Genomic DNA, 22,537 nt, shown 5'->3' with positions numbered 1-22,537 from the left:
CATCCATATTATCAGGTTGATCCATAATGAAAATCAGCAAACCACGAGGTACCCGTGATTTCCTCCCGGAAGATACTAAAAAAAGAAGATATGTAGAAAACATATTACGTCAAGTCGTCAAAAACTGGGGATTCTCGGAGATAATCACCCCAACTTTCGAGACACTGGAACTTTTTACATTAAAATCCGGGGAAGGTATTGTAGGAGAACTTTACAATTTTACCGACAAGGGAGACAGGGAGATGACCCTGCGCCCGGAACTCACAGCTCCTGTAATGAGGATGTACGTCAATGAGATGCAGGCAAGCCAGCGACCTCTTAAGCTCTTCTACTTTGAGAACTGCTTCAGGTATGAGCGTCCTCAGAAGGGACGGTTCAGAGAATTCTGGCAGTTTGGCGTTGAGTTGATAGGCAGCAACAAGGCAGATGCGGATGCAGAAGTAATTGCCCTTGCAAGCGAGATGCTCAAGGCAGTAGGCATCAAAGGCAGCCTGCACGTAAACCACCTTGGAGTTATCAGGAAACTCCTCAGCGTGTTGGAAACAGAACAGCAAAGCAGGATAATGAGACTCGTTGATAAGAAGGATGATACCGGACTCAATGATTTCCTTGAGGAAATAAACGCACCTGCAGACCTGCGCATGAAACTCCTTGAACTTATATGCCTCACAGGAGAGGGAGCAGTGACAAAGGCACGGGAACTTGTGGGAGACATTCCTGAAATAGAGACATTCCAGGAACTGCTGGATCTTCTGGATGCATATGGAGTTGATTATGTCATAGACTTTGGCATTGCAAGGGGTCTGGACTACTATACGGGCATGGTCTTTGAAATATATGCCGAGGGCCTCGGAGCACAAAACCAGGTATGTGGAGGCGGTTCTTACCAGCTCATCAAGCTATTTGGCGGAGGGGACGTACCATCCACAGGTTTCGGATTAGGTTTTGACAGGATAATGGAAATATGCGAGATAGAGCCGGATTACGAAAAACCGGTCGTTATCATAGCCAAAGATTCCACCCGCCTAGAAGCTGTAAGAGCAGCCACAAAGCTGCGACCACACATGCCGGTATACGTCGACCTTATGAAACGCAATTTCAAGGCACAGCTATCCTATGCAAACCATATAGGCGCCCATTATGTCGTAATCATCGGTGAAAATGAAGTTGAAGCCGGGAAGGTTACCCTCAAAAACATGGACAGCGGTGATCAGGAGCTCCTGAAGCTCGAAGATGTCATTCAAAAACTTACAAACAAATGATGGAAAAATCCCCGATAAGCATCATAAAAAATGAAAGGGCAGCAGATGCCCTTCCCATGAGAATGGTGGTTGCAGTTATTGCCATAGGAGCATTGCTGCTTCTACTATCAACAGCAGTATCCTCACTACTTGAAAATGAGGAAATGTATGCTACTGAAGCTGTAATATCGGAAATAGAAGGTCATGCTGACCAGATGTCTTCCAGGGGAGCTGGCAGCAATATAACTCTTGAAATTGATATTCCTTCAAATACAAAACTTGTAATGGGAGCTGTCCCGGGGAAAGAGGATAATTGGCCTTCCGATTCCCGGAACTACTACATAGAGGTCAACGGAAAGCAAATCATCGGAGAGTCCATTGCATTTTATTCTAATGTTTCACTTGATGGATGCGCTGTCCTGAGCCCCGGTCCGCACATAATTACCATGGAAAGTGTCCGCGATCAAAATAGAAAAATTTTTATTACACTTAGTGATAAGTCCCAGTTGTAATGAAAAAACGGACAATAGTTAATACCATAGATCCTTCTTCGTTAGTTGGTACGAAAAGCTTTACTGATGATAACACTGCGTGGGTAGACCTGATACTTTCAAAAACAGCACTCATCATAGTAACTGTGGTCATCTTTGCCGCAGTATATAATCTGACTTCCATTTCATCAGATATGGTCAAAAAGAATGAGCTGGAAGTACTCGCAATTGACCTGGCATCAAACATTGATTCGCTGGGAAGTATTCATTCCGGTACAGACAATGCAGTGAAAATATACAATTTTGACAGTTCTGCAAGACAACTAACTAACCGTGGCAGACTAAATATCTCAGTCACCGGAGAATATGTAAGCTGCACTTTTTCGGATAGTGGAAACAACCTGGCTGTTGTCAAACCTCTGAATTACAGGACACTACCCTTTAGTCCCGAAAATCTCAGGAATCTCCTCACAGGAGAATTTGCAGCAGATGGAAATGCAAGCCACCCTGTTAATTCAATATTTCCAGTAACTATTCAGCCTGGCACGATTTGCCTATTGGTACTGATTTCATCGAAATAGAGATGTCTGCTCACTAACAATCTAACAATCAAAAAAGCAATCAATAGCAACAATCAAAATAAATGATCCTAATGAAATTTACGTTTCAACTTTTTGTCAAGATTGTTATTGATAGCGTTTTTATCAGGCTGAATAGTTACTATTTCCATACACAAACCTGACAGAGTTCCTGTCCATTACCGCAGCAGAAGAGTTCTGTTTGAACATCAGTGAAGAAGTCCATATAGAAAAAAAACACGTATTTGTAACAGACGGAAGCGAGGTGAATGAACTTGAATATGTCCTCGTTTACCAGTGATGAAAGAGCTTTTCTTGAGCCGAACAACGATATAATAGCTACCGCAATGGTGGTTATTGGATTTGTTGTTTTTGCAGCTATCCTGTCAAAGACATTCATCGCATTCAATGACAATTCACAGGCACTTGAAAACTATGAGCAGGCTGCCATGATAGCACAGGACATTGCATCTTATCCACCCCTTCAGGGAAGCAGACCTGAACTCATTTCTGCAGAATCACTTGACAGGATTACCACTTCCTCTGCAAATGAGGAACGCTATATGTTCTTCCAGCGTTTTTCCCCCAATCTTGAGTTTTATGTTGAAGCGGTAACAGACAATGGAAACCACCAATGGACAATTGTAGACGGGGCAGTTTCACTTAATGGCAGGGATGTCATTGCATCATCAGTGCCAGTTGTCATTGAACTTGGAAGCAATGCACGCTGCGTTCCCGGAACCATTACTGTGAAGATCATGCAGAACAAGTGGGAATGAAACAAGTGGAAATGTGAAAACGGAGATCGACATGCTACAATCTAAACCCACCGGGAAAAAAAGCCATCTCTCTGAAATGTTCAGGGATGAGAATGCATTCTCATCAAGCATCGATGCCATTTTCTTCCTAATCCTGGTTTCTATTTCCGCAGTAATTCTTTTGCCTTCTATTGCAGCAGATGAGCAATATCGATCGGCATCTTATACTTCAGCGCAGGTTATGGACATGTGCCTAATGAATACCATCATGAGCAGCACCGTAGATGAATTTGAGTACACATTAAAACCCACTGATCTGGCAGGCATCAATGTAAACCTCTCGGAAAATTCAATTCTTGAAGATGCAGAGGAGACAGTATTTACAAAAGAACAACGCCATCGCACCTTTTCAGACCTTGTAGCCGAGGGTCTGGTACTGAGCTTGTACCAGACAGAGAACGGTACTATGAAACCTCTTAATCCCATGACAAAAATGCAAAGCTTTGAAACTGAAAGGCAAATAGAAGCTCACCTTGAAAGAACCATAGGACAGAGATATAATTACAGATTTGAAGCCCACTGGCAGCCTGTTATCGGATATAAACTACAAAGTGATATAGTAATAGGAGAGGAAGCACCTGAAACTGCAATCAAGCAAAAAGTTAGGATATCGCTACCTGTAACATATTTGGTCACAAAAGAAGAGATATACAAGCCTTTCAATGAGACAAAAATACACAATGCGATTAATTCTCCTGAGCCGGATAAAGAGCTGCGTGATATGTTCAACGACAGCATTGGAATTGCATCGGGTGGATGTGCAGAGATAATTACAGATATCGTTTTTCCATATGATTATCTGTCATCACTAAATAGCACTGAGATATCGGTAAACAGTGAACAACTGGCATGTCTTGCAGGTCCTGATGATGAAAATTATAGCAGCCCTGTGATACAGAGTGCCCTTGGATGCATGAACTACACAATAAATGACCTTTACGGACTGAACATAGCAATAAACCCGGAAGAACAAAGTATCAGCCTGGATATTGTAGACACAGTCAATACTGTAATAATGGATGTGAACACTCAGCTCATATCAGATCATATCATTAACTACCAGAGTGATGATATCAACAAGACTATCGCACTCATATGTAATACCACGGACAACAGCACAAGATATGAACTTGCCAACATCCAATTAGATGCAATATATAAAACAGCGAATCCGGCTGGTGCAGACATTGTGCTCATTATATGGTGAGGACTAAAAAAATAGAGTTCGCAAAAGCGATTCCATCAATCATAACATATATATTAGATGATAGTATTCATAGGAAGCACTTCGCCAATCACATTAACATATTATCAGATTGTCTCCCAAGTTCAACGATCTGGTAAGTATCTAAAACCTATACACATTAAATCAGAACTTAATTTACAATTATCAGGAGGAAGCTTATGGCAAAAATGCATACCCGGAAAAAAGGAAAGTCCGGCCCAACAAGACCACTTCGTACCGAAGCACCGGCATGGTCCACAATGACCACTGAAGAAGTGACAACTGTAGTGAATGACATGTGGAAACAGGGTGTCAGCACAAGTGAAATTGGAATGGTACTCAGGGACAAATATGGTGTACCTGACGTCAAGATCGCAACAGGCAAGAAAGTCACACAGATACTCAGAGAGAATGGTGAGGATTTCGCCGTACCTGAGGACCTGTACAACCTTATCGTAAAGGCTATCGGACTGAGGAAACATATGGACAGCAACAACAAGGATGTTCACAACAAACGTTCCCTTCAGAATACCGAAGCAAAGATTAGAAGATTGGTTAAGTATTACCAGTCCACAAAGGTTCTTCCAGCTACCTGGAAGTATAAGCCAGAGACAGCTGCAATGCTGATCACAAGATAAATAATCAATACAAATGTTTGGCCGAAAGGCCAAACTTAATTCTTTTTTTGTAATTATATTTTTCTTAGTTTCAACTGTAAAGTGAATCTATTTTAAAATACCTTCGAAGGTAACTTATAAATTGTTTTAAAGATCATTGTATGCCATGAAAGCAATCATTCTCGCAGCCGGTGAAGGTAAAAGATGCCGGCCCCTTACACTTGCAAGATCAAAGGTAATGCTTCCGGTAGCAAACAAACCCATCCTTGAACATGTCATCAATGCCCTTGTAAAAAACAACATCAAGGAAATTATATTGATAGTAGGATATAAAAAAGAACGCATAATGGATCATTTTGAAGACGGGTTAGATTTTGGCGTCAAAATAGAATACATTGAACAAAAAACACAAATCGGAACCGCACATGCCATTCTTCAGGCTCGCCAGATGATTGGCCAGAATGAAGAGACCTTTATTGTTGTGAATGGTGATAACATAATAGGCCCCGATACAATATCGGATCTTATAAACGGTGCACAAGGCGATGCAACAATCCTTACATGCAAAAAAGACGACGTCAGCAACTATGGAGTAATAGTTGCAAAAGGAAAGAATGTTAAGGAAATCATTGAAAAACCAAAGACGCTTGTAAGTCATCTGATCAACACAGGAACATATCTATTCAAACGAGAAATATTTGAAATGATAGAAAAAACACCAATCTCGGCAACTGGAGAATATGCCATAACTGACACACTCCAATCAATGGTCGATAATGGAATAGATGTGACAATGGCAATAACCAATACAGATTGGCTTGATGCTGTGTACTCATGGAACCTGCTGGAAGCAAACACAATTGTACTTGGTGACTTTGAAACCGACATCAGCAAAGCAAAGGTTGAAGATGGAGTAAATATCAAAGGCAGCGTATCAATAGGAAATAACACCACCATCAGAGCAGGCTCATATATAGTCGGACCAGTAGTCATTGGAGATAATTGTGACATCGGACCAAATGTTGTCATACTTCCTTCTACATGCATTGGAAATAACGTTTCAGTGGCCTCGTTCACATACATAAAGAATAGTATCCTCATGAATGATGTACGTATCAGCACCCACAGTAATGTATCCAGTTCAGTAATTGGAAGTAACGTTTCAACGGGACCAAATTTCATCACAGAAGAAAATACTGAGATGCTTATTCAGATCGAAGGCGAGTTGCAAAACGCAGAAAAGCTCGGGACCATTATAGGTGATGATACGGAGATTGGAAGCAACGTGCTTGTTCGTGCAGGAAATTTGGTATCTGTGAACTGTCGCATAAGTTCAGGTAAAACGATTACACAGGATATTCCAGCAGACTCAATCTTGATTTAAGGTGATTAAAATGTGTGGAATAGTTGGATATATTGGTGATGGACAAGCCGTGCCCATTTTACTTGAATCACTCAAAATGCTGGAATACAGAGGATATGATTCTGCAGGTATTTCTGTTTTCAACGGATCACTTGAAACATACAAGATAGCTGGAAGGATAAAGAACCTGGAAGCCATAATTCCTGAGAATATGCAGGGAAACATCGGTATAGGACATACAAGATGGGCAACGCATGGAAAACCTGAAACCAGAAACTCTCACCCCCATCTCTCATCTAATATCTCAGTGGTCCACAACGGGATCATCGAAAATTATATGGAACTCAAGGAAAGATTGATAGACCTTGGATATGAATTCAAGTCTGAAACGGATACTGAAGTTATAGCACATCTTTTGCATTTCAATATGAACTGCAGTGGAAAAAAATGCCTGCTTGACAGCCTTGCAGAAACAATAAAAGAACTTGATGGTTCATATGCAATTGCAGCCCTGTGTGCTGACGAGCCCGACATAATAGCTTTTGCCAGAAAAAATAGTCCCCTTGTTATAGGAATAGGGAACGGCAGCAATTATGCCGCATCAGATGTCACTGCTTTTTTAAAGCATACAAAGGAAGTAATCTATATCAACAACAATGAGATAGGTTTTCTAAAACCAGACTCTATTGAAATATTTGACCTTGATGGAAACAGTGTTTCCAGAGATACGGAAACCATCGAATGGGATCTGGAAGCCGCTGAAAAGGCAGGATATGAGCATTTCATGTTGAAAGAGATACATGAACAACCCACCTCGATCCAGAATACCTTTGCAGGTAAATTATCAGAGCTTGAAGGAACCGTTACATTGGATGAACTGTACCTGACACCTGAACAGATTAAACACCTGCGAAGGGCAACAATAATTGCCTGTGGCACCTCCTGGAATGCAGGGATACTGGGAAAATACCTTTTTGAAAAACTTACCGGCATCCATACTGATATTGAAACTGCCTCTGAATTCAGGTATGGTAACCCTGTCCTTTGCGGAGAAGAACTAACGATTGCTATTACACAGTCAGGAGAGACTGCTGATACACTTGCAGCAGTCAGGAGCTCTAAGTCATACGGATGCAGAAACATTGCTATCACCAATGTCGTTGGAAGCACGATTACAAGGGAATCAGACAGTGTTGTCTATACCCGTGCAGGCCCTGAAATCGGAGTCGCCGCGACAAAGACATTTACGGCACAGCTTATTACACTCTACATGCTTGCCATTCACCTGGGAAGAGCAAGAGGAGTGATTTCTGCTGAAGAAGCGAAGAATCTGATAGTGAATATAAAGCGTCTTCCCGGACAGATACAAAAAATTCTGAACCGGAAAGAAGAGATCCGGGAGTGTGCCGAACAGTTTGCTGACATGAAAGATTATTTCTTTATCGGACGCTACCTTAACTTCCCCATAGCTCTTGAGGGGGCACTGAAACTTAAAGAGATATCCTATATACATGCCGAAGGATATGCAGCAGGAGAACTCAAGCACGGACCTCTTGCACTGCTCACGGAAGAAACACCGGTTGTGGCCATTGCAACAATGGGTCACACCTATGACAAAATACTCAGCAATATCAAGGAAGTTAAGGCCCGGAATTCAACTGTAATAGCTGTGGCAAATGAAGATGATACTGAGATAGAGAAGTATGTTGATGTGGTACTAAGGATTCCACCGTCACATGAGATGACTTCACCTGTACTTTCTTCTGTGGTGCTTCAACTGCTTGCATATTATACTGCACTTGCAAAAGATTGTTCCATTGATAAACCCAGAAACCTTGCAAAGAGTGTTACGGTGGAATGAGCCCATTACTGACAAATGAGTAAAAGAGGGATTAAATGAAATTATTCGGTTCATCAGGCATAAGAGGAGTGGCAAACAGGGATATTACTGTGGACTTAGCCCTCAAAGTAGGTCTGGCACTTGGAAAATTGAAGAAAACTGCTGTCATCGGCAGGGATCCAAGGGTTACAGGCGAGATGATAGAGCATGCAGTTATCTCAGGACTTGTCTCCTCCGGCTGTGACGTAGTCCGTGTCGGCCTTGTAACAACACCCACCCTGGCGTACGCAACAAGAGACTACGATTGCGGTGTTATGATAACAGCATCCCATAACCCGGCAGAGTATGCAGGAATAAAGTTGTGGAACCCCGACGGAATGGCTTTTGATTCAAAGCAGCAGGAAGAAATTGAATCTATAATCGAGGATGAGGATTTTGCTAATGTAGACTGGAATATGATAGGAGAATTATCTTCATATGAAAATGCAGTCAGAGACCACATTGATATGATACGCAGCCATTCAACCGGTGCACCCCTAAGAGTTATTGTGGATTGTGGATGTGGAGCAGGAGGTACGATTACTCCATTTTTACTCAGAGAAATGGGATGTGAAGTCATTACGCTCAACTCACAGTTGGACGGGCATTTTCCTGCCAGGAATCCAGAACCCAATGAGAAGAATCTCGGGATGCTGATGAAAGTAGTTAGAGAACTTGATGCCAGCTTGGGTATAGCACACGATGGAGACGCTGACAGAATGATGGCAATCGATGAAAAAGGTAACTTCGTAACAGGTGACGAATTGCTGGCTATTTTTGCATCCTATGAGTGCAAAGGCAAATCAAAGATTGCCGTACCCGTCGACACATCCATGATCGTGGATGATGCCTTGCCGGATGCTGAGATCATCAGGACGAGAGTAGGAGATGTCTATGTGGCTGAAGAAATGAAACGCCACGGTACAAATTTTGGTGGTGAACCATCTGGAAGCTGGATCTTCCCGAGGATATCTTATTGCCCGGACGGGATCTACGCCGCTGCCCTTCTTGTCGATATAGTCAAGGAAAAGAAACTCTCGGCCCTTAGAGAAGAACTCCCACAGTACCCAACACTCAGAACTACAGTTGCATGTGATAATTCGAGAAAGGACGAAGTTATGAAAGCTATCAGCTTAAAGCTTGCAACAATGGGTGAAGTTTCCAGTATAGACGGCATCAGAATTGATATGGAAGACGGCTGGGTGCTTGTCAGACCATCTGGAACCGAGGCAAAGATAAGAATTACAGCAGAGGCCAGAAAGAATGTGGAAGAACTCCATGCAAAAGTAGAGAGCATCGTTAAGGAGTGCCTTTTATGAAAGTCGTTATACTTGCCGCCGGTGAAGGCACACGAATGAGACCACTCACCGTATCCAAACCAAAGGTTATGCTTCCCATAGCGAACAAACCAATGATGGAACATACAATTAATGCTGCCACGGATGCAGGAATAAAAGAGTTCCTCATTGTTACCGGATACCGTGAAGATGCAATTATGGATTATTTCATGGATGGTAGCCACCTTGGCATCAGTGTCGAGTACGTGCATCAGGAAGAGCAGCTTGGAACTGCCAATGCCATCGGTTATGCAAAAGAATATGTGAAAGGACATTTCATTGTTCTTAACGGTGACATGCTTGTAAGCAAAGAACATATCAGCCACCTTATATCAAGAACAGAAGATGCGATTATTAGTGTGAAGAAAGTTGAGAATCCTTCTCAGTTCGGTGTCATTGAAACCGAGGAAGATGAGGTTACCAGAATTATCGAGAAGCCAAAGAACCCACCTACTAACCTTGCCAATGCTGGCATATATCTTTTTGATGATGTTATTTTTGATTACATAGATAAAACCGGAAAATCAAAAAGAGGGGAATATGAAATAACAGACTCACTGCAGATGATGATAGACGATGGCTGCAGCGTTGGTTATGAGATACTCACCAGCGAATGGATCGATATTGGAAGACCCTGGGACATACTGGATGCAAACAAGGTGCTGCTTGAAAATATAGATAACACACGAGAAGGTGTCGTTGAGCCTTATGCAACCCTCAATGGAAACGTCAATGTTGGCAAGAACACCATTATCCGCAACGGTGCTTACATAGTCGGACCGGTAATTATTGGCGATAACTGTGATATAGGACCTAACTGCTTCATCAGAGCTTCAACCGCTATTGGCAATGATGTTCATATTGGCAATGCTGTGGAGGTAAAGAACAGCGTGATCATGGATGGCACGAAAATAGGACACCTTTCATATCTTGGTGACAGTGTCATAGGCACAGCCTGTAATTTCGGTGCTGGCACTAAGGTTGCGAATCTCAGGCACGATAACAGGAACATAAGGTCAGTGGTAAAAGGTGAACTGGTAGACACGGGTCGCAGGAAACTTGGAGTCATCATGGGAGATGATGTTCATACCGGCATCAATACCAGCATCAATATCGGTACTGTAATGGAACCCGGAAGTTCTACCATGCCCGGTAAAGTTGTCACACACAAAAGAAAAGCTAATTAAGACATATTGCAATCTTTATCCCGGAGGTTCGGATGAAACTAAATATCGAGATGCAAAAACTCAAGGAACTGGCAAGAGAAGCAGCAGATGTAATTGAGAAGTATGAGCATGTCCGTGTCATTTCACACAATGATGCTGATGGTCTTACGTCTGCCGGAATAATCTGCCAGGCACTCATGAGAAAGAACATCCGCTTTCATACTACCATTGTACCAAGGCTTAATAAAGCCGTAGTGGAAATGGTAAAAGCTACTGCTGCTGACGGTGATTTGGTACTTTTCTGCGATATGGGTAGCGGGCAGTCGGATATAATTTCTGAGATCAAGCAGGAGATTATTGTGCTTGACCATCACGTGCCGGTAGGAGAGACACCTGCCAAGGTTCTTGTGAACCCACACATTGTCGGAATTGACGGAGCAATGCATGTGTCCGGATCCGGAGTAACCTTCTTTGTAGCGATGGAAATGGGACCTGATAATATAGACCTTGCAGGACTCGCAATTGCAGGTGCTGTGGGCGATAAACAGCTTTTCAGCACAATCAACGGCCACATACTGGAAGAGGCTGTGAACGCAGAAATTGTATCCGTTAGGAAAGGACTTCGAATCGGTGACGGAGACCTTGCAAAAATACTTGAGTACACACCTGAACCTTATCTCGACTTCACTGGAGATAGGGAGAATATAGATAATTTCCTCGATATTCTAGGGCTTCATGGCAATATTGAAGACCTTGATCCAGACCAGACCAAGAAACTTACATCCGCCATCGCTCTCAAACTGGCAAAGAACGCCAGTCCTGAAGCCATCGATGCAGCTATTGGTGATGTATATATCCTTAACAAGGAGCTAGTTCACAACGTTTATGATCTCGTTGCAATACTGAACACGTGTGGCAAGGCCGAAAAAGCCGGCATGGGACTCTCTATATGTATGAAGAACGACACACACCTGGCAGAAGCAGCAGATATGACAATATCCAACCAGATATCAATTGTGGAAAACATCAAAAAAGGCCTGGATATAGTACAACAGGGTAATAGCATTGGATATCTGATAGGGAAAGATATGGAAGGAACTGGCCTTATAGCAAGTACTTTCGTCAGATATGTCAATCCTGATATGCCTTTCATAGCTGTCAATCAGGTAGAGGACATTGTCAAGGTCTCAGCAAGGGGCACACGTGCACTTGTAGAAAAAGGACTTGACCTGTCATTTGCACTCCGTGAGGCTGCTAAACTGGTCGATGGTGAAGGAGGAGGACATAATGTGGCATCCGGTGCCTCTATACCCCCTGGAACGGCAGAACAGTTCATCAGCAAAGTTGATGAGATCGTTTTGGAACAACTCCCCAAACCGGAGAAGAGTGAATGAAGATAAGTACTACCATCGAGTTCAAAGACGAAGGAGCTATGCAGATAGCTAAGAAAATTGCGAACTCATTGGCTCCTGATAACCTGACAAACATGCGTACTGAGGTAAAGAATGGCAGTGTGTGTATCCACATCACTACAGAAAAAATCACTTCACTCATAGCAACCCTTGATGATCTGCTCATGAATGCAAAGGTCGCAGAAGAAATAGCCGAAAAACTTAAAGAATAAAGTATTCTAAAACTACTTTTTCATTCCCACAGATTCCTGTTGCTATCTATCAGAGCATTTTGTTCTTCGATTCTTGAGCGTTGATAGATAAGAGCAGCCGGATGATAAATCTTCAAAAGAGTATATTTCCCATCCACTATTCTGGGAACACCCCACTCGAGCTTCTCACCGTTGCAAAACGCTTTTTCAGCAGTATTGCCAAGCAGGATTATTACTTTTGGGTCCAGAAGTCGTATCTGAGCCAGGAGAAATGCCTTACAGGCATTAATCTCGTTTTTCAAGGGATTTCGATTTTTGGGAGGACGGCACTTTATTGTATTTATGACAGCATAGCCATTCTCTGAAAGGCCCATGTATTCGATCATCTCATCAAGATTCTTTCCGGCCCTCCCGCAAAAAGGAATGCCTGTTTCATCTTCATTCTTACCGGGTGCCTCACCTATAAAAACGACCCTGGGACTTCTGGAGCCTTTACTGATGACCCTGTTTGTGACCGTTTCATGAAGCTGACAGTCAGTACATTCCATAATCTCTTTTTCGATGCCTTCAAATCCCTGTTCTACAAGTTCACTCACTTTTCGGATTGCCATGTACACACCTGTCAACTATAGTTACATCGATTTAATAGATAATTTAATCCTGTGATTGTTTTTCTGCCTGAAAGTCTTCCATGAAGCGTATCTGTTCTGAGATGAAAGAGTTGTAATGAGAAGCTATACCAAATTCATGTGCTTTTTTGACAATTGCACCATTCATGAAATCTATTTCTGTCTTCCTGCCTGATGAGATATCCTGAAGCATGGATGAGTGATGCCCAGCAGTATTTGGAAGCTGGATGTCATGCAGGTGTTTCAGGTATTCTTTTGCGCTTTTCCATGGCAAAGATACCGAGTCAGCCTCTGCCACCATAAAAGCTTCCGTTACAATATTCTCTATGACACTCCATGCATGAGCATTATTGAGCCTTCCATAAGGAACACCCATCACGGCACCAAGTGGATTGAGGGCACAATTGTAAAGAACCTTGGACCAGATGGAACTCCTGATATTATCTGTAGCCTCCGCTTTCATGCCAGCTTCCTTTAATAGTGTGACCAGTTCCATTACATTCTCATCAAGACCTGAAGGGAACCTTCCAAGGTTCATCGGACCACTTTCGACTGAAACATGGACCTGTGCATTCCCTTTCCACTCAAAGCCCGTAATAATGGTGCCACCAATTACATGATCCGTGTACTCTGAAATGATCTCTTCATTACCAAGGCCGTTTTGCATACTGATAACCTCACGACCCTTCAGCAAATCAGAGAACTGGTTACAGATATCCCTAGTACCTGTCGATTTGCAAGTAATGAATACATAATCAGGATTCATGTCTTCAGGAACAGCTTCCGAGCAACTGAAACTGTATGTACCTTCGCTCCACATCCCGGACATCATGAAACCATGAGAAATAATCCGGTCTGCATGTCGTTTTCGGGATACTGCATGTATATTGCATACAGTAGAGAGCTTTGCGGCTATGGAAAGACCGACAGCTCCCGCACCCAGTATTAGAACATTCATATCAGACCCTCATTTCTGACTTAGATGTTTTTTTCCGTTAAAAGAATAACTCCTGGATGGCATAAAGAGAAGTTCTTAATTATCAAAAGATACATCATGCATAAAGTAACCCGACAAAGAAAACTATTTGTGGAAATCAGGCATCATAACTTACTTATCGCCACTAAATTATCAAAATCACAAAGAGGAATGGAATCATAATGGAAGCAAAGAAAAGAGATGAATGCTGTCCAGCAGACAAACCTGATGGTGTCGGAGCTGTAATCAATTTCAAATTCAAGCTGGAATGTTCACTGAAGACAAGTGCCGATGCAACAAAAGCGGTAGATGTTATCGGTGAATACATCGATGAGGCTAACAAAACCATACTCACAAAGGGAGCACCTGAGGGACAGGGAGCAAAAGTCACTGCATGGAAAGTTGAGGGAGACAGGATAAGCCTTACTATAGAATCCGGCAGGCATGTGCGTGTGCATGATGCACTACTTCGTATGAGAAAGCCACTTGCCGGAAAACTTGGAAAAGGATTCAAGATAGGAATCCGTGGAATAGAGGTTGACTCGTACTCAATTGAAGTACCATCTGAAAATGAACTTCCTCAGATGAAAATACCATATGTTACAAAGATGGGATACGAAGACGGAGTTGTCAGGCTTGAACTCGATGTTGATGAAGCTGCAATGTCAAACCGTGTACCTGACAGGATACTTTCCCTGATGGAAGACAAGATCGAACAGCATTCATACGGAGGAAAGACCGAGCACTGGCACATCCTCTGGCAAAGCGAGAAAAAGGAGCATAAGTTCACCGAAGACCCTACTAAGGCAATGATGGAGGCCGGATGGCTTAAAAGAGGTGCCAGCAGAGGACAGTGGATTCATGGTCCGCAGTCCACAAGGATGTTCAGAACCTTTGAAAAGATAGTGCTTGAAGAGCTGCTTGAACCACTGGGATACAGGGAGATGATATTCCCTAAACTTGTTCCATGGGAAGTCTGGCAGAAATCAGGACATGCAAAAGGTGTCTATCCGGAGATATATTACGTATGCCCTCCTAAGACGCGTGACCCTGAGTTCTGGGAAGAGGTCATTGACCACTACAAGGTAACCCATGAGGTCCCTACATCACTAATCAAGGATAAGATCGGAGACCCGATCGGCGGAATGTGCTATGCTCAGTGTCCACCCTTCTGGACATATCTTCAGGGCGAGACTGTTCCAACCGATGAGTTCCCGATTAAGGTATTTGACAGATCAGGAACCTCACACAGGTATGAGAGTGGAGGAATTCACGGCATGGAACGTGTGGACGAGTTCCACAGGATAGAAATCCTGTGGGTAGGTAACAAAGACCAGGTCCTTGAGACTGCTTCAAGGCTGCATGACAAGTACATGCATATCTTCAATGAGATACTCGACCTGGAATGGAGAAAGGCATGGGTCACACCATGGTTCATGGCACAGGAAGGACTTACCGGAGTTTCCGAACAGACTGAAACCGGTACTACCGACTATGAAGCTGTACTGCCATACCGTGGCGAGGATGGAGAATGGCTGGAATTCCAGAACGTCAGCGTAAACGGTAACAAATACCCGTCTGGATTCAATGTCAAGTGCCAGTCCGGTGAGGAACTCTGGTCCGGATGTTCAGGAGTGGGACTTGAGAGATGGGCATCAGCATTCTTTGCACAGAAGGGACTGGACCCTGAGAACTGGCCTGAGGAATTCAGGAAAAGAGCAGGAGAAATCCCCGAGGGAATCAGGTTCCTTTGATTTTTTGTTTTGATGGGAATAATATCCCATCAAAATCCATTTCTTTTTTAAAATAACAATACAATTTTATCTTACTGTTCCTGTCCCTTGACCAGTCTTACAAGATTAATGAATTCTTTTGTTTCTCTTTTCACATCATCACTGCAAACTACTGCAGAGATAGCTACAAGGCTGTCGGCACCACCCCGGACAACACTTGTGCAGTTTTCTTTATTGATGCCACCGATCGCAACAACTGGAATATTTACAGAATTCTTCACAAACCTTATACTTTCAGGGCCGATACCATCTCCAGCATCCTTCTTAGTAGCAGTATCAAATATCGGGCCTAGTCCCACATAGTCAGCACCGCTTCTTTCGGCATCAAGGGCCTCTTCAACATTGCTGACCGAAAGTCCGATAATCTTATCCGGTCCCATAAGCTGCCTTGCCATATCAATTGACATATCATCCTGCCCGATATGTACGCCATCAGCATCTACTGCCAGAGCGACATCTACCCGATCATTTACCAGAAAAATTGCCTCATTACCGCACAGAGTCTTAATCTGTGCAGCTTCAAGGATCATGTCCTTTGTACTCCCGGACTTCTCTCTATACTGGACAATCCTGCATCCTGCTGCAACTGCATTCTCCACATCAGAGAGAGTTCCTTTTTTCGAAAGACCTGAATCTGTCACTAGGTAGAAATCGATAACTTCCAGCAGTGATCCTTTGTGATTCATTATTAACATCCCTGAATAGTCCGATCAGAACTCTTCAACATTTAGCATGGACAAAGCTTTTTCATCTGAAAGGGTGAATACCTCATCATAGAAATGCATCTTGAAAGTTCCGGGACCCATCGCCTTTTCAGATGCAAGTTCCCCGGATATTCCATAATAGCACAGAGCATCCTTTGCTGCATCACAATAATCTGTGTTGACCGCGGCGAAAGAGCCAATAACCGATGCAGCCATGCACCCGGTTCCTACAACTGAACCCATTGAATCATGACCATTCTTTACAACAAAGGTTTTCTTCCCATCACTGATGATGTCTTCCTTACCTGTCATAACAACAACACATGACCTTGAGTTTGCAAAATCGCTTGCAACTTTCTTCGGGTCGGCATCAATTGCAGTTGCTTCAACTCCCCTGGTTTGTGCATTTTCACCTGCCAGTTTTGCGATTTCGGAATAGTTTCCTTTGATTATGTCAATATGTGCTGAATCAAGTATCTTTGCAGCCATCTCATCCCTGAATTTTGTTGCTCCAACACCGACAGCATCCAGTACCACAGGTATGTCATTTTCGTTTGCAGCGGTAGCCGAGATAATCATTACATCAACAAGCTCGGTTGTAAGTGTACCGATGTTAAGTACAAGCGCAGACGCAATACCCGTCATGTCTGCGGCTTCCTCTGGAGCATGAGCCATTACCGGAAGTGCACCAAATGCTCTTGTCATATTCGCGCAATCGTATATCGTTACCCAGTTAGTAATGTGATGTACCAGTGGTTTTGTTTCCCTGATTGTTTGCAGTGGATGATCCATATATAATACACTCCTATGTGCCACAAGAAACATTTTCTTGATATTAGATTTACAATTGTGAATGTCATAGAGAAGTATTTATTAATAAAATACTTTTTGTCACTCACAATCACCCATACTCTTTGCTGAAACCAGTAACCGATTTCTTTATATAGAGACATGCATAGTATAGAGAGCCAATTTATCAGTTCATACATTATTTCAGAATCAGATTCTGATCGCTAGTTAAACAATTACAATATATCATTAGAATTACATCCATCATTAAATAATATTTACCCGGAGGAATTTCTTGGCAAAGAAAGCACAGAGAAAGTTAGACAAGTGGAAGTCAAAAACATGGTATAATGTAGAAACACCTGAATTCATCAGCAGGACAAATATCGGAGTGACCCCTGCAGAAGAACCAGAGCAGCTTATCGGCCGTGTTGTAGAGACAACTGTTGGCGAAATCGCAAACGATTTTACCAAGCACAACACAAAGCTTAAGCTCGAAGTCAGTGAAGTCAATGGTGATGTTGCCAACACCAGATTCATTGGTCACGAGATCACAACCGATTACCTGCGTTCCATTGTCAAGCGCCAGACCTCAAGAATTGACACAAATCTCGACGTGACAACAAAGGATGGTTACCTTATCAGAGTCAAGCCTATATGCTTCACTGTTAAGAGAGCAAGAACAAGCCAGATAAAGGCTATAAGGGAAGTCATGGACAGGATTGTAAGGGAACGTGCTGCAGAGCTTAACTTCGAGCAGTTCATCGAAGAAGCCATCATGGGCAAGCTTTCCGCAAACATCTACAGGAATGCAAAGTTCATCTACCCGCTTAGAAGGGTGGAGATCAGGAAGACAGAAGTTAAAGCTCTTCCTGTAGCTGCTTAACTTAATATTCAGGTGGTTTTAACCACCTACTCTTTACTTTTTTTGTGTACTTATCAAGGACAATAACTGAAAGTCTTTATTCAGAAATACGGAGCTTGCGCTCGTATTCTTCACGTATAAGAGCCATCATTTTCTGGTTGGCATCAATAACGAATCCACCAATATAACCACAGTATTTACAGTGGTAAAGACCTTCAATCCCCCCGGTCTCATAATAGAGATCCGGACTGCCACAGACAGGACATACTTCTATCAGTTCTTCCTCTTCGCCTTCATCCGATCCCTGAATATCAGTTGCTTCGATATTATTCTCTTCCACGACAATATCCTCCTTTTGTGCATACCCCTGATAAATAATGCACCGACAATACAATATGGATTTTTAAAACATATCAAACTATCTGCAAACTGCCGGACAGTTCAGGAGGATAAGGCCGGAAAAAGGATTGCTTCAAAAGATAGTCTGCATTAAACTCTTCTGCCTTAAATATGAACCATTTTTTCAATTCAAATATGGAAGAATTATCTTCGCGATATTTTTGCAATTTCTGCATGAAGATGAATTTGTCTCTGGCACTAAGATTTCGGGAAAAATAACCGAATGCATGCATCAGAGCATTAACAACAATACCTGTTTCAGCTGGTTTTGAAAGTATCTGCAATAAAAAGGACAGGTACTTTTCATAAACCTGCTCAACTGGAAGATTCTCCTTGTTTGCAACAAGATTACCCATGACAGTCATAAGCTGCTTATCGTATGCCATGAACAGAAGTTTGTTCTCTGTATGATACTCAACCAATGCGTGCAGCTTTGTAGAAGATGACATTTCCCTGAAGGATGCCATTGCGAATACTCTGGCCAGGAAATGATCCCTTAGAATAGAATCATCTGTCTGTATTTCATCAATAACAGGCAGGTCCGGATAATCTCTTAATACTGCATCTGCAAAAAAACCATTTTCCTGACCATGCAAGTATTCTTTACTACCTGAGTTAGGGAAAACTTTAGTTGTCCCAATTCCACATGAAGGAGACTTAGATTTAAGAATGAAACCGTCAAAATCATTCAATTTCCCAAGATATGATCTTGCAAAAATCTCCATCTCAGCAGTAAGATCCTTTCCGGTAGCTGGCTGTATAAGATGCTTCTGATCATTGGTGACTATGCGGATCGGCTTGCGTGGAACACCCAGACCAATTTCGCACTCCGGACAAATATCAATAAATTCAACAAAAGGTTTCATAGGTTCAGCCAATTGGAATGGTAGCATTTCTCCGTCATATCGACAGGCGGCAAATCCAAGACATTTGCTGATCACGATTATTGGACGTGGAAATTTTGGCATTAGAATAACCTCGATAGTATGTGAATACGATAAACAACAAAAAAGAGTTTGTGGATAAAACTGATAGAGTAAAAAAGGGAATAGAAGAATTCCCTTCTATTTATGCGTATAGTAAGCTACAATTTCTTTGTCCACATCATCTATACGGCAGAACCCAAATCTCTCAAACTGGACTACATTGTCAAGCTCTGTAGCTATCTGCCTTTCGCCTGTACCCTGGAACGTGCCATCAGGTGAGAGTACTGTTACAGGTACTCCATCCACCGGAGCCCAGTGGATGATTCTCATTTTTTCTTTCTTGACAGTTTCAATGGAATCATCAAGGTAACTTGCCTGCAGAGGTTCAAGGGAGGTGATCTCAATGTTGTAGAGATCTTTCAATCTTATCTTTGAACCTACTTCAAACTTCCCAACATCATCATTACATACGTATAGCTTTGAACCTACATCTATACTGCGAGTACCCCTATCTTCAGTTGGATGAAGTGGTGGGGTCACAGTGCGGGGCTCTGTACCTGTAATCTCAATGCTTACCGGGTTCCATACGAAGAAATACCTGTTTGCCTTCTGATCGATGATCTTACGGTTCTCGGCATAAAGTGTATCGAGACTGATGCTGATGTCTGTCTCTCCAACACCCATATCGATCATGAATTTGCGGATAGCTTCGGGCATTATGCCACGTCTTCTCAGGGCACGCAGGGTTGGAAGGCGCGGATCGTCCCAGCCGGAATACTCTCCTTCCTCAATAGCATTGCGCAGACCACTGGTACTGAATTTTCCGAACTCATGTATCTTCACACGGCCCCAGTGGGTGGTTTTTGGATATGTCCATCCCAGATAGCCATATATGTAGCTCTGGCGCTTTTCACTGTCCATCAGGTCCTTGCCCCTTATTATATGAGTCATACCGAGCTCGTGGTCCTCAATGGCACCTTCGAAATCCAGTAATGGCCAGACGCAATACTTATCTGCAACATCCGGTCTGGGGTGAGGAGTCTTGACGATCCTGAATGCACCAAAATCCCTTAGTGCGGGATCTTTGTGCCGGATATCAGTCTTGATGCGCAGGACCGCAGATTTTTCCTCGTAATCTCCAGAAAGCATTTTTTCCCAATGTTTAAGGTTCTCTTCGGGGCTTGTGTCCCTGTGAGGGCAGGCCTGTTTTGCATCTTTGAATTTCTTGAAGTCGGCACCATCGCAGAAACAGACATATGCATGTCCCATTTCTATGAGCTTTCTGGCATAGTCATAGTATATGGGAATTCTGTCAGAGGCAATAACTACCTCATCAGGGTCGGCCCCAAGCCATTTGCAGTCATCAATGTACCAGTCGTAGGCTTCAAGCATCGGGCGTTTTGTCTGTGGATCTGTGTCATCAAAGCGTATAATGAACTTGCCACCGTATTTCTTTACGTACTCGGAGTTCACAACAATACCGCGGGTACTTCCAAGTGTTGGCGGACCGTTGGGGTTTGGAGCAAAACGCATTACAACCTGCTGGCCTTCTTCAACATCCAGGTCTTTCAAGCCCTTATCAGGTTCTTTTTTGGTACATAATTCCTCAATAAGTTCCGGGGCTATTTTTTCAAGCCTGGCTTGCCATTGTTCTGGTGTTTCTTTTGAAACTTCGCCAAGTATTTCCTGAATAAAGGGAGTTACTTCCTTTGCTTTGGAACGCAGGTGGGGACATTCTCCCATAACACGGCCCATAACAGCTCCGATCTGAGGGGCCTGTCCGTATTTTACTGCATTCTGGAGAGCATATTTCTCCACTGTTTTTTTGTCATCCTCGGTTAAAGTCATCTGTATTCTCCGAAAAAATCAGATTAATATATACAATGGGATTGGAAAATTCCGTAATCCCTGTATTGTAAGCATAGTAGGATGAATTATAAGAACTGAACTTAAAATATATGGTCAGAAGGATTTTCCAATATCTTTTACTACTTCTGCTATGCTGATCAGTTCATCAATATCTATTTCAAAATCAGATACGAATTGTTCCACAGAATCGCCGGCGACGGCACCATGTGATGAAGGTTTGATCAATTGTTCCTGTTCAAGGACACGAAGAGAATAACGTACCTTATGGGTAGGCATGCCTGTTTCCTCTGCGAGCTTCAGTATTCCGATAGGACCACGTTTAACTACAACCTTCAGGACCATTAAATGACGTTCTGCAAGTTCAAGTTCCTTGTTAATCTGATCGAAAAGCATTATACAACCTCGTTTCCTAAAATTCCAATTCCCTCTATTTCAACTTCCACAAGATCGCCCGGATTGAGCTCACCTACTCCGGGAGGGGTGCCTGTTGCTATTATGTCGCCTACTTCCAGTGTCATTATCCCGGATATGAATTCAATGAGATAAGGTACATCGAAGATAAGATTAGAAGTATTTGAATCCTGCCTTATTTCTCCGTTGACTCGTGTACTTATGGATGCATTATCTGCTTCAAAATCTTCTGCCGGAACTATGAAAGGTCCCACTGGTGCAAAGCTGTCAAAACTCTTGGATCTTGTCCACTGGCCATCCTTGTTCTGGAGATCCCTGGCCGTGATATCATTGAAACATGTGAATCCGGCAATTACATCGTAAGCCCGTTCATAACTTATACTCTTGCATTTTTTACCTATAATTATTGCAAGTTCGGCTTCATAGTCTACTCTTTCACTAACCTTGGGATAAATAATCTTCCCATGATGCCCAATAACAGCAGATTGTGGTTTGATAAAAAGTATTGGCTCGTCGGGGACGCTAAGACCAAGTTCAACTGCATGGTCATGGTAATTCAGACCCACACATACGATCTTAGAAGGATTTGACGGTGGCAGCACCTCTAACTCTGATAGTTTATACTCCACAACTGCACCTTCCTGTGAAGTTACTGTATTGCCACTCACCTCACCGTAGAACACATTATCATTACACCTGAATCGTCCGAACATCAGTGGGACTGTTTTGTTTTCATTATAGATAAGGATGAGTATTAGAATGATTCCTAAATGGAAGAAGACTCCCGCTAAAGTAGGAATTTGTTACGTGGAAACATTCAATCGACTACACTTTTTAAAAAAGAAGAAATGATGTCGG

At 42.7% G+C, this 22,537-nt stretch carries 23 protein-coding genes; 14 read left to right on the top strand and 9 right to left on the bottom strand.

What is annotated here, in order from left to right; translation table 11 throughout:
* Positions 1-26: 26 nt before the first annotated feature.
* From hisS to V7O67_RS06235, 12 genes are all read left to right on the top strand, one after another.
* Positions 27-1,262: a histidine--tRNA ligase gene (hisS, locus tag V7O67_RS06290; RefSeq protein WP_406671257.1), complete on the top strand. Its 1,236-nt coding sequence runs from the start codon at positions 27-29 to the stop codon at positions 1,260-1,262.
* Complete coding sequence (locus V7O67_RS06285; RefSeq protein ID WP_342305704.1) at positions 1,259-1,753, top strand: hypothetical protein; 495 nt, start codon at positions 1,259-1,261, stop codon at positions 1,751-1,753. Before hisS ends, V7O67_RS06285 begins: the two co-directional genes overlap by 4 nt.
* Positions 1,753-2,313 (top strand): hypothetical protein, encoded by a 561-nt coding sequence (locus V7O67_RS06280; RefSeq protein WP_342305705.1) that lies wholly within the window; start codon positions 1,753-1,755, stop codon positions 2,311-2,313. Before V7O67_RS06285 ends, V7O67_RS06280 begins: the two co-directional genes overlap by 1 nt.
* A gap of 278 nt (positions 2,314-2,591) precedes the next feature.
* The gene (locus V7O67_RS06275) at positions 2,592-3,089 is read left to right on the top strand and encodes a hypothetical protein (protein ID WP_342305706.1); all 498 of its coding nucleotides are present in this window, start codon (positions 2,592-2,594) and stop codon (positions 3,087-3,089) included.
* 13 nt (positions 3,090-3,102) lie between these two features.
* Entirely contained in the window at positions 3,103-4,335 is a 1,233-nt protein-coding gene (locus V7O67_RS06270; RefSeq protein WP_342305707.1) for a hypothetical protein, read from the top strand.
* A 197-nt stretch (positions 4,336-4,532) separates the two neighbouring features.
* Entirely contained in the window at positions 4,533-4,991 is a 459-nt protein-coding gene (locus V7O67_RS06265; protein WP_342305708.1) for a 30S ribosomal protein S15, read from the top strand.
* Between the two features lie 145 nt (positions 4,992-5,136).
* The gene (gene glmU, locus V7O67_RS06260) at positions 5,137-6,354 is read left to right on the top strand and encodes a bifunctional sugar-1-phosphate nucleotidylyltransferase/acetyltransferase (RefSeq protein WP_342305709.1); all 1,218 of its coding nucleotides are present in this window, start codon (positions 5,137-5,139) and stop codon (positions 6,352-6,354) included.
* Between the two features lie 10 nt (positions 6,355-6,364).
* Positions 6,365-8,194, top strand: a complete 1,830-nt coding sequence (gene glmS / locus V7O67_RS06255; protein WP_406671255.1) for a glutamine--fructose-6-phosphate transaminase (isomerizing) — start codon at positions 6,365-6,367, stop codon at positions 8,192-8,194.
* A 35-nt stretch (positions 8,195-8,229) separates the two neighbouring features.
* A complete protein-coding gene (glmM, locus tag V7O67_RS06250) occupies positions 8,230-9,531 on the top strand; it encodes a phosphoglucosamine mutase (RefSeq protein WP_406671253.1) in 1,302 nt (433 codons plus the stop codon).
* Positions 9,528-10,736, top strand: coding sequence for a bifunctional sugar-1-phosphate nucleotidylyltransferase/acetyltransferase (gene glmU / locus V7O67_RS06245; protein WP_342305712.1), 1,209 nt, complete (start codon positions 9,528-9,530; stop codon positions 10,734-10,736). The genes glmM and glmU (V7O67_RS06245) overlap by 4 nt, the downstream gene beginning before the upstream one ends.
* A 32-nt stretch (positions 10,737-10,768) precedes the next feature.
* Entirely contained in the window at positions 10,769-12,109 is a 1,341-nt protein-coding gene (locus V7O67_RS06240; protein WP_406671251.1) for a DHHA1 domain-containing protein, read from the top strand.
* Positions 12,106-12,339, top strand: a complete 234-nt coding sequence (locus V7O67_RS06235) for a KEOPS complex subunit Pcc1 (protein ID WP_406671250.1) — start codon at positions 12,106-12,108, stop codon at positions 12,337-12,339. The genes V7O67_RS06240 and V7O67_RS06235 overlap by 4 nt, the downstream gene beginning before the upstream one ends.
* A gap of 20 nt (positions 12,340-12,359) precedes the next feature.
* Here the strand turns inward: V7O67_RS06235 and V7O67_RS06230 are convergent, their stop codons facing one another.
* Together V7O67_RS06230 and V7O67_RS06225 are read right to left on the bottom strand one after the other, a co-directional pair.
* Complete coding sequence (locus tag V7O67_RS06230; protein ID WP_406671249.1) at positions 12,360-12,929, bottom strand: uracil-DNA glycosylase family protein; 570 nt, start codon at positions 12,927-12,929, stop codon at positions 12,360-12,362.
* Between the two features lie 43 nt (positions 12,930-12,972).
* Entirely contained in the window at positions 12,973-13,905 is a 933-nt protein-coding gene (locus V7O67_RS06225; protein ID WP_406671248.1) for a ketopantoate reductase family protein, read from the bottom strand.
* Between the two features lie 200 nt (positions 13,906-14,105).
* On the opposite strand from V7O67_RS06225, the gene V7O67_RS06220 reads away from it, so the two are divergent.
* On the top strand, positions 14,106-15,677 hold the full coding sequence (locus V7O67_RS06220; RefSeq protein WP_406671247.1) for a serine--tRNA ligase: 1,572 nt from the start codon (positions 14,106-14,108) through the stop codon (positions 15,675-15,677).
* A gap of 71 nt (positions 15,678-15,748) precedes the next feature.
* Here V7O67_RS06220 and thiE read toward each other — a convergent pair whose 3' ends face one another.
* Both thiE and thiM read right to left on the bottom strand, forming a co-directional pair.
* The gene (thiE, locus tag V7O67_RS06215; protein ID WP_406671246.1) at positions 15,749-16,402 is read right to left on the bottom strand and encodes a thiamine phosphate synthase; all 654 of its coding nucleotides are present in this window, start codon (positions 16,400-16,402) and stop codon (positions 15,749-15,751) included.
* A gap of 24 nt (positions 16,403-16,426) precedes the next feature.
* Positions 16,427-17,212, bottom strand: coding sequence for a hydroxyethylthiazole kinase (gene thiM / locus V7O67_RS06210; protein ID WP_406671245.1), 786 nt, complete (start codon positions 17,210-17,212; stop codon positions 16,427-16,429).
* 292 nt (positions 17,213-17,504) lie between these two features.
* Here thiM and V7O67_RS06205 point away from each other — a divergent pair, with 292 nt between their 5' ends.
* Positions 17,505-18,095, top strand: a complete 591-nt coding sequence (locus tag V7O67_RS06205; RefSeq protein WP_406656804.1) for a 30S ribosomal protein S3ae — start codon at positions 17,505-17,507, stop codon at positions 18,093-18,095.
* 76 nt (positions 18,096-18,171) lie between these two features.
* Here the strand turns inward: V7O67_RS06205 and V7O67_RS06200 are convergent, their stop codons facing one another.
* From V7O67_RS06200 to V7O67_RS06180, 5 genes are all read right to left on the bottom strand, one after another.
* A complete protein-coding gene (locus V7O67_RS06200; RefSeq protein WP_342305720.1) occupies positions 18,172-18,414 on the bottom strand; it encodes a hypothetical protein in 243 nt (80 codons plus the stop codon).
* A gap of 73 nt (positions 18,415-18,487) precedes the next feature.
* A complete protein-coding gene (locus tag V7O67_RS06195; RefSeq protein WP_342305721.1) occupies positions 18,488-19,441 on the bottom strand; it encodes a DUF523 and DUF1722 domain-containing protein in 954 nt (317 codons plus the stop codon).
* A 96-nt stretch (positions 19,442-19,537) separates the two neighbouring features.
* Entirely contained in the window at positions 19,538-21,247 is a 1,710-nt protein-coding gene (locus tag V7O67_RS06190; protein WP_406671242.1) for a glutamate--tRNA ligase, read from the bottom strand.
* 114 nt (positions 21,248-21,361) lie between these two features.
* Complete coding sequence (locus tag V7O67_RS06185; RefSeq protein WP_406671240.1) at positions 21,362-21,661, bottom strand: hypothetical protein; 300 nt, start codon at positions 21,659-21,661, stop codon at positions 21,362-21,364.
* Positions 21,661-22,392 carry a fumarylacetoacetate hydrolase family protein gene (locus tag V7O67_RS06180; RefSeq protein WP_406671239.1) on the bottom strand — a complete coding sequence of 244 codons (732 nt, stop codon included), beginning with the start codon at positions 22,390-22,392 and terminating at the stop codon, positions 21,661-21,663. Before V7O67_RS06180 ends, V7O67_RS06185 begins: the two co-directional genes overlap by 1 nt.
* Between the last annotated feature and the right edge of the window lie 145 nt (positions 22,393-22,537).

Source organism: Methanolobus sp. ZRKC4 (genome assembly GCF_045291305.1).
Classification (GTDB): Archaea; Halobacteriota; Methanosarcinia; order Methanosarcinales; family Methanosarcinaceae; genus Methanolobus.
The sequence above is the reverse complement of the archived record's forward strand: the minus strand, read 5'-3'. Positions and strand labels throughout refer to the sequence as shown.

What these genes read in the sequence shown, in the direction of transcription:
- glmU (WP_342305712.1), top strand. Translation starts at nt 9,528, where the DNA reads ATGAAAGTCGTTATACTTGCCGCCGGTGAAGGCACACGAATGAGACCA.
- V7O67_RS06240 (WP_406671251.1), top strand. Translation starts at nt 10,769, where the DNA reads ATGAAACTAAATATCGAGATGCAAAAACTCAAGGAACTGGCAAGAGAA.
- V7O67_RS06180 (WP_406671239.1), bottom strand. Translation starts at nt 22,392, where the DNA reads ATGTTCGGACGATTCAGGTGTAATGATAATGTGTTCTACGGTGAGGTG.
- V7O67_RS06225 (WP_406671248.1), bottom strand. Translation starts at nt 13,905, where the DNA reads ATGAATGTTCTAATACTGGGTGCGGGAGCTGTCGGTCTTTCCATAGCC.
- V7O67_RS06280 (WP_342305705.1), top strand. Translation starts at nt 1,753, where the DNA reads ATGAAAAAACGGACAATAGTTAATACCATAGATCCTTCTTCGTTAGTT.
- glmM (WP_406671253.1), top strand. Translation starts at nt 8,230, where the DNA reads ATGAAATTATTCGGTTCATCAGGCATAAGAGGAGTGGCAAACAGGGAT.
- V7O67_RS06190 (WP_406671242.1), bottom strand. Translation starts at nt 21,247, where the DNA reads ATGACTTTAACCGAGGATGACAAAAAAACAGTGGAGAAATATGCTCTC.
- V7O67_RS06235 (WP_406671250.1), top strand. Translation starts at nt 12,106, where the DNA reads ATGAAGATAAGTACTACCATCGAGTTCAAAGACGAAGGAGCTATGCAG.
- V7O67_RS06220 (WP_406671247.1), top strand. Translation starts at nt 14,106, where the DNA reads ATGGAAGCAAAGAAAAGAGATGAATGCTGTCCAGCAGACAAACCTGAT.
- glmU (WP_342305709.1), top strand. Translation starts at nt 5,137, where the DNA reads ATGAAAGCAATCATTCTCGCAGCCGGTGAAGGTAAAAGATGCCGGCCC.
- thiM (WP_406671245.1), bottom strand. Translation starts at nt 17,212, where the DNA reads ATGGATCATCCACTGCAAACAATCAGGGAAACAAAACCACTGGTACAT.
- V7O67_RS06195 (WP_342305721.1), bottom strand. Translation starts at nt 19,441, where the DNA reads ATGCCAAAATTTCCACGTCCAATAATCGTGATCAGCAAATGTCTTGGA.
- V7O67_RS06230 (WP_406671249.1), bottom strand. Translation starts at nt 12,929, where the DNA reads ATGGCAATCCGAAAAGTGAGTGAACTTGTAGAACAGGGATTTGAAGGC.
- V7O67_RS06185 (WP_406671240.1), bottom strand. Translation starts at nt 21,661, where the DNA reads ATGCTTTTCGATCAGATTAACAAGGAACTTGAACTTGCAGAACGTCAT.
- hisS (WP_406671257.1), top strand. Translation starts at nt 27, where the DNA reads ATGAAAATCAGCAAACCACGAGGTACCCGTGATTTCCTCCCGGAAGAT.
- V7O67_RS06275 (WP_342305706.1), top strand. Translation starts at nt 2,592, where the DNA reads ATGTCCTCGTTTACCAGTGATGAAAGAGCTTTTCTTGAGCCGAACAAC.
- V7O67_RS06265 (WP_342305708.1), top strand. Translation starts at nt 4,533, where the DNA reads ATGGCAAAAATGCATACCCGGAAAAAAGGAAAGTCCGGCCCAACAAGA.
- V7O67_RS06285 (WP_342305704.1), top strand. Translation starts at nt 1,259, where the DNA reads ATGATGGAAAAATCCCCGATAAGCATCATAAAAAATGAAAGGGCAGCA.
- thiE (WP_406671246.1), bottom strand. Translation starts at nt 16,402, where the DNA reads ATGAATCACAAAGGATCACTGCTGGAAGTTATCGATTTCTACCTAGTG.
- glmS (WP_406671255.1), top strand. Translation starts at nt 6,365, where the DNA reads ATGTGTGGAATAGTTGGATATATTGGTGATGGACAAGCCGTGCCCATT.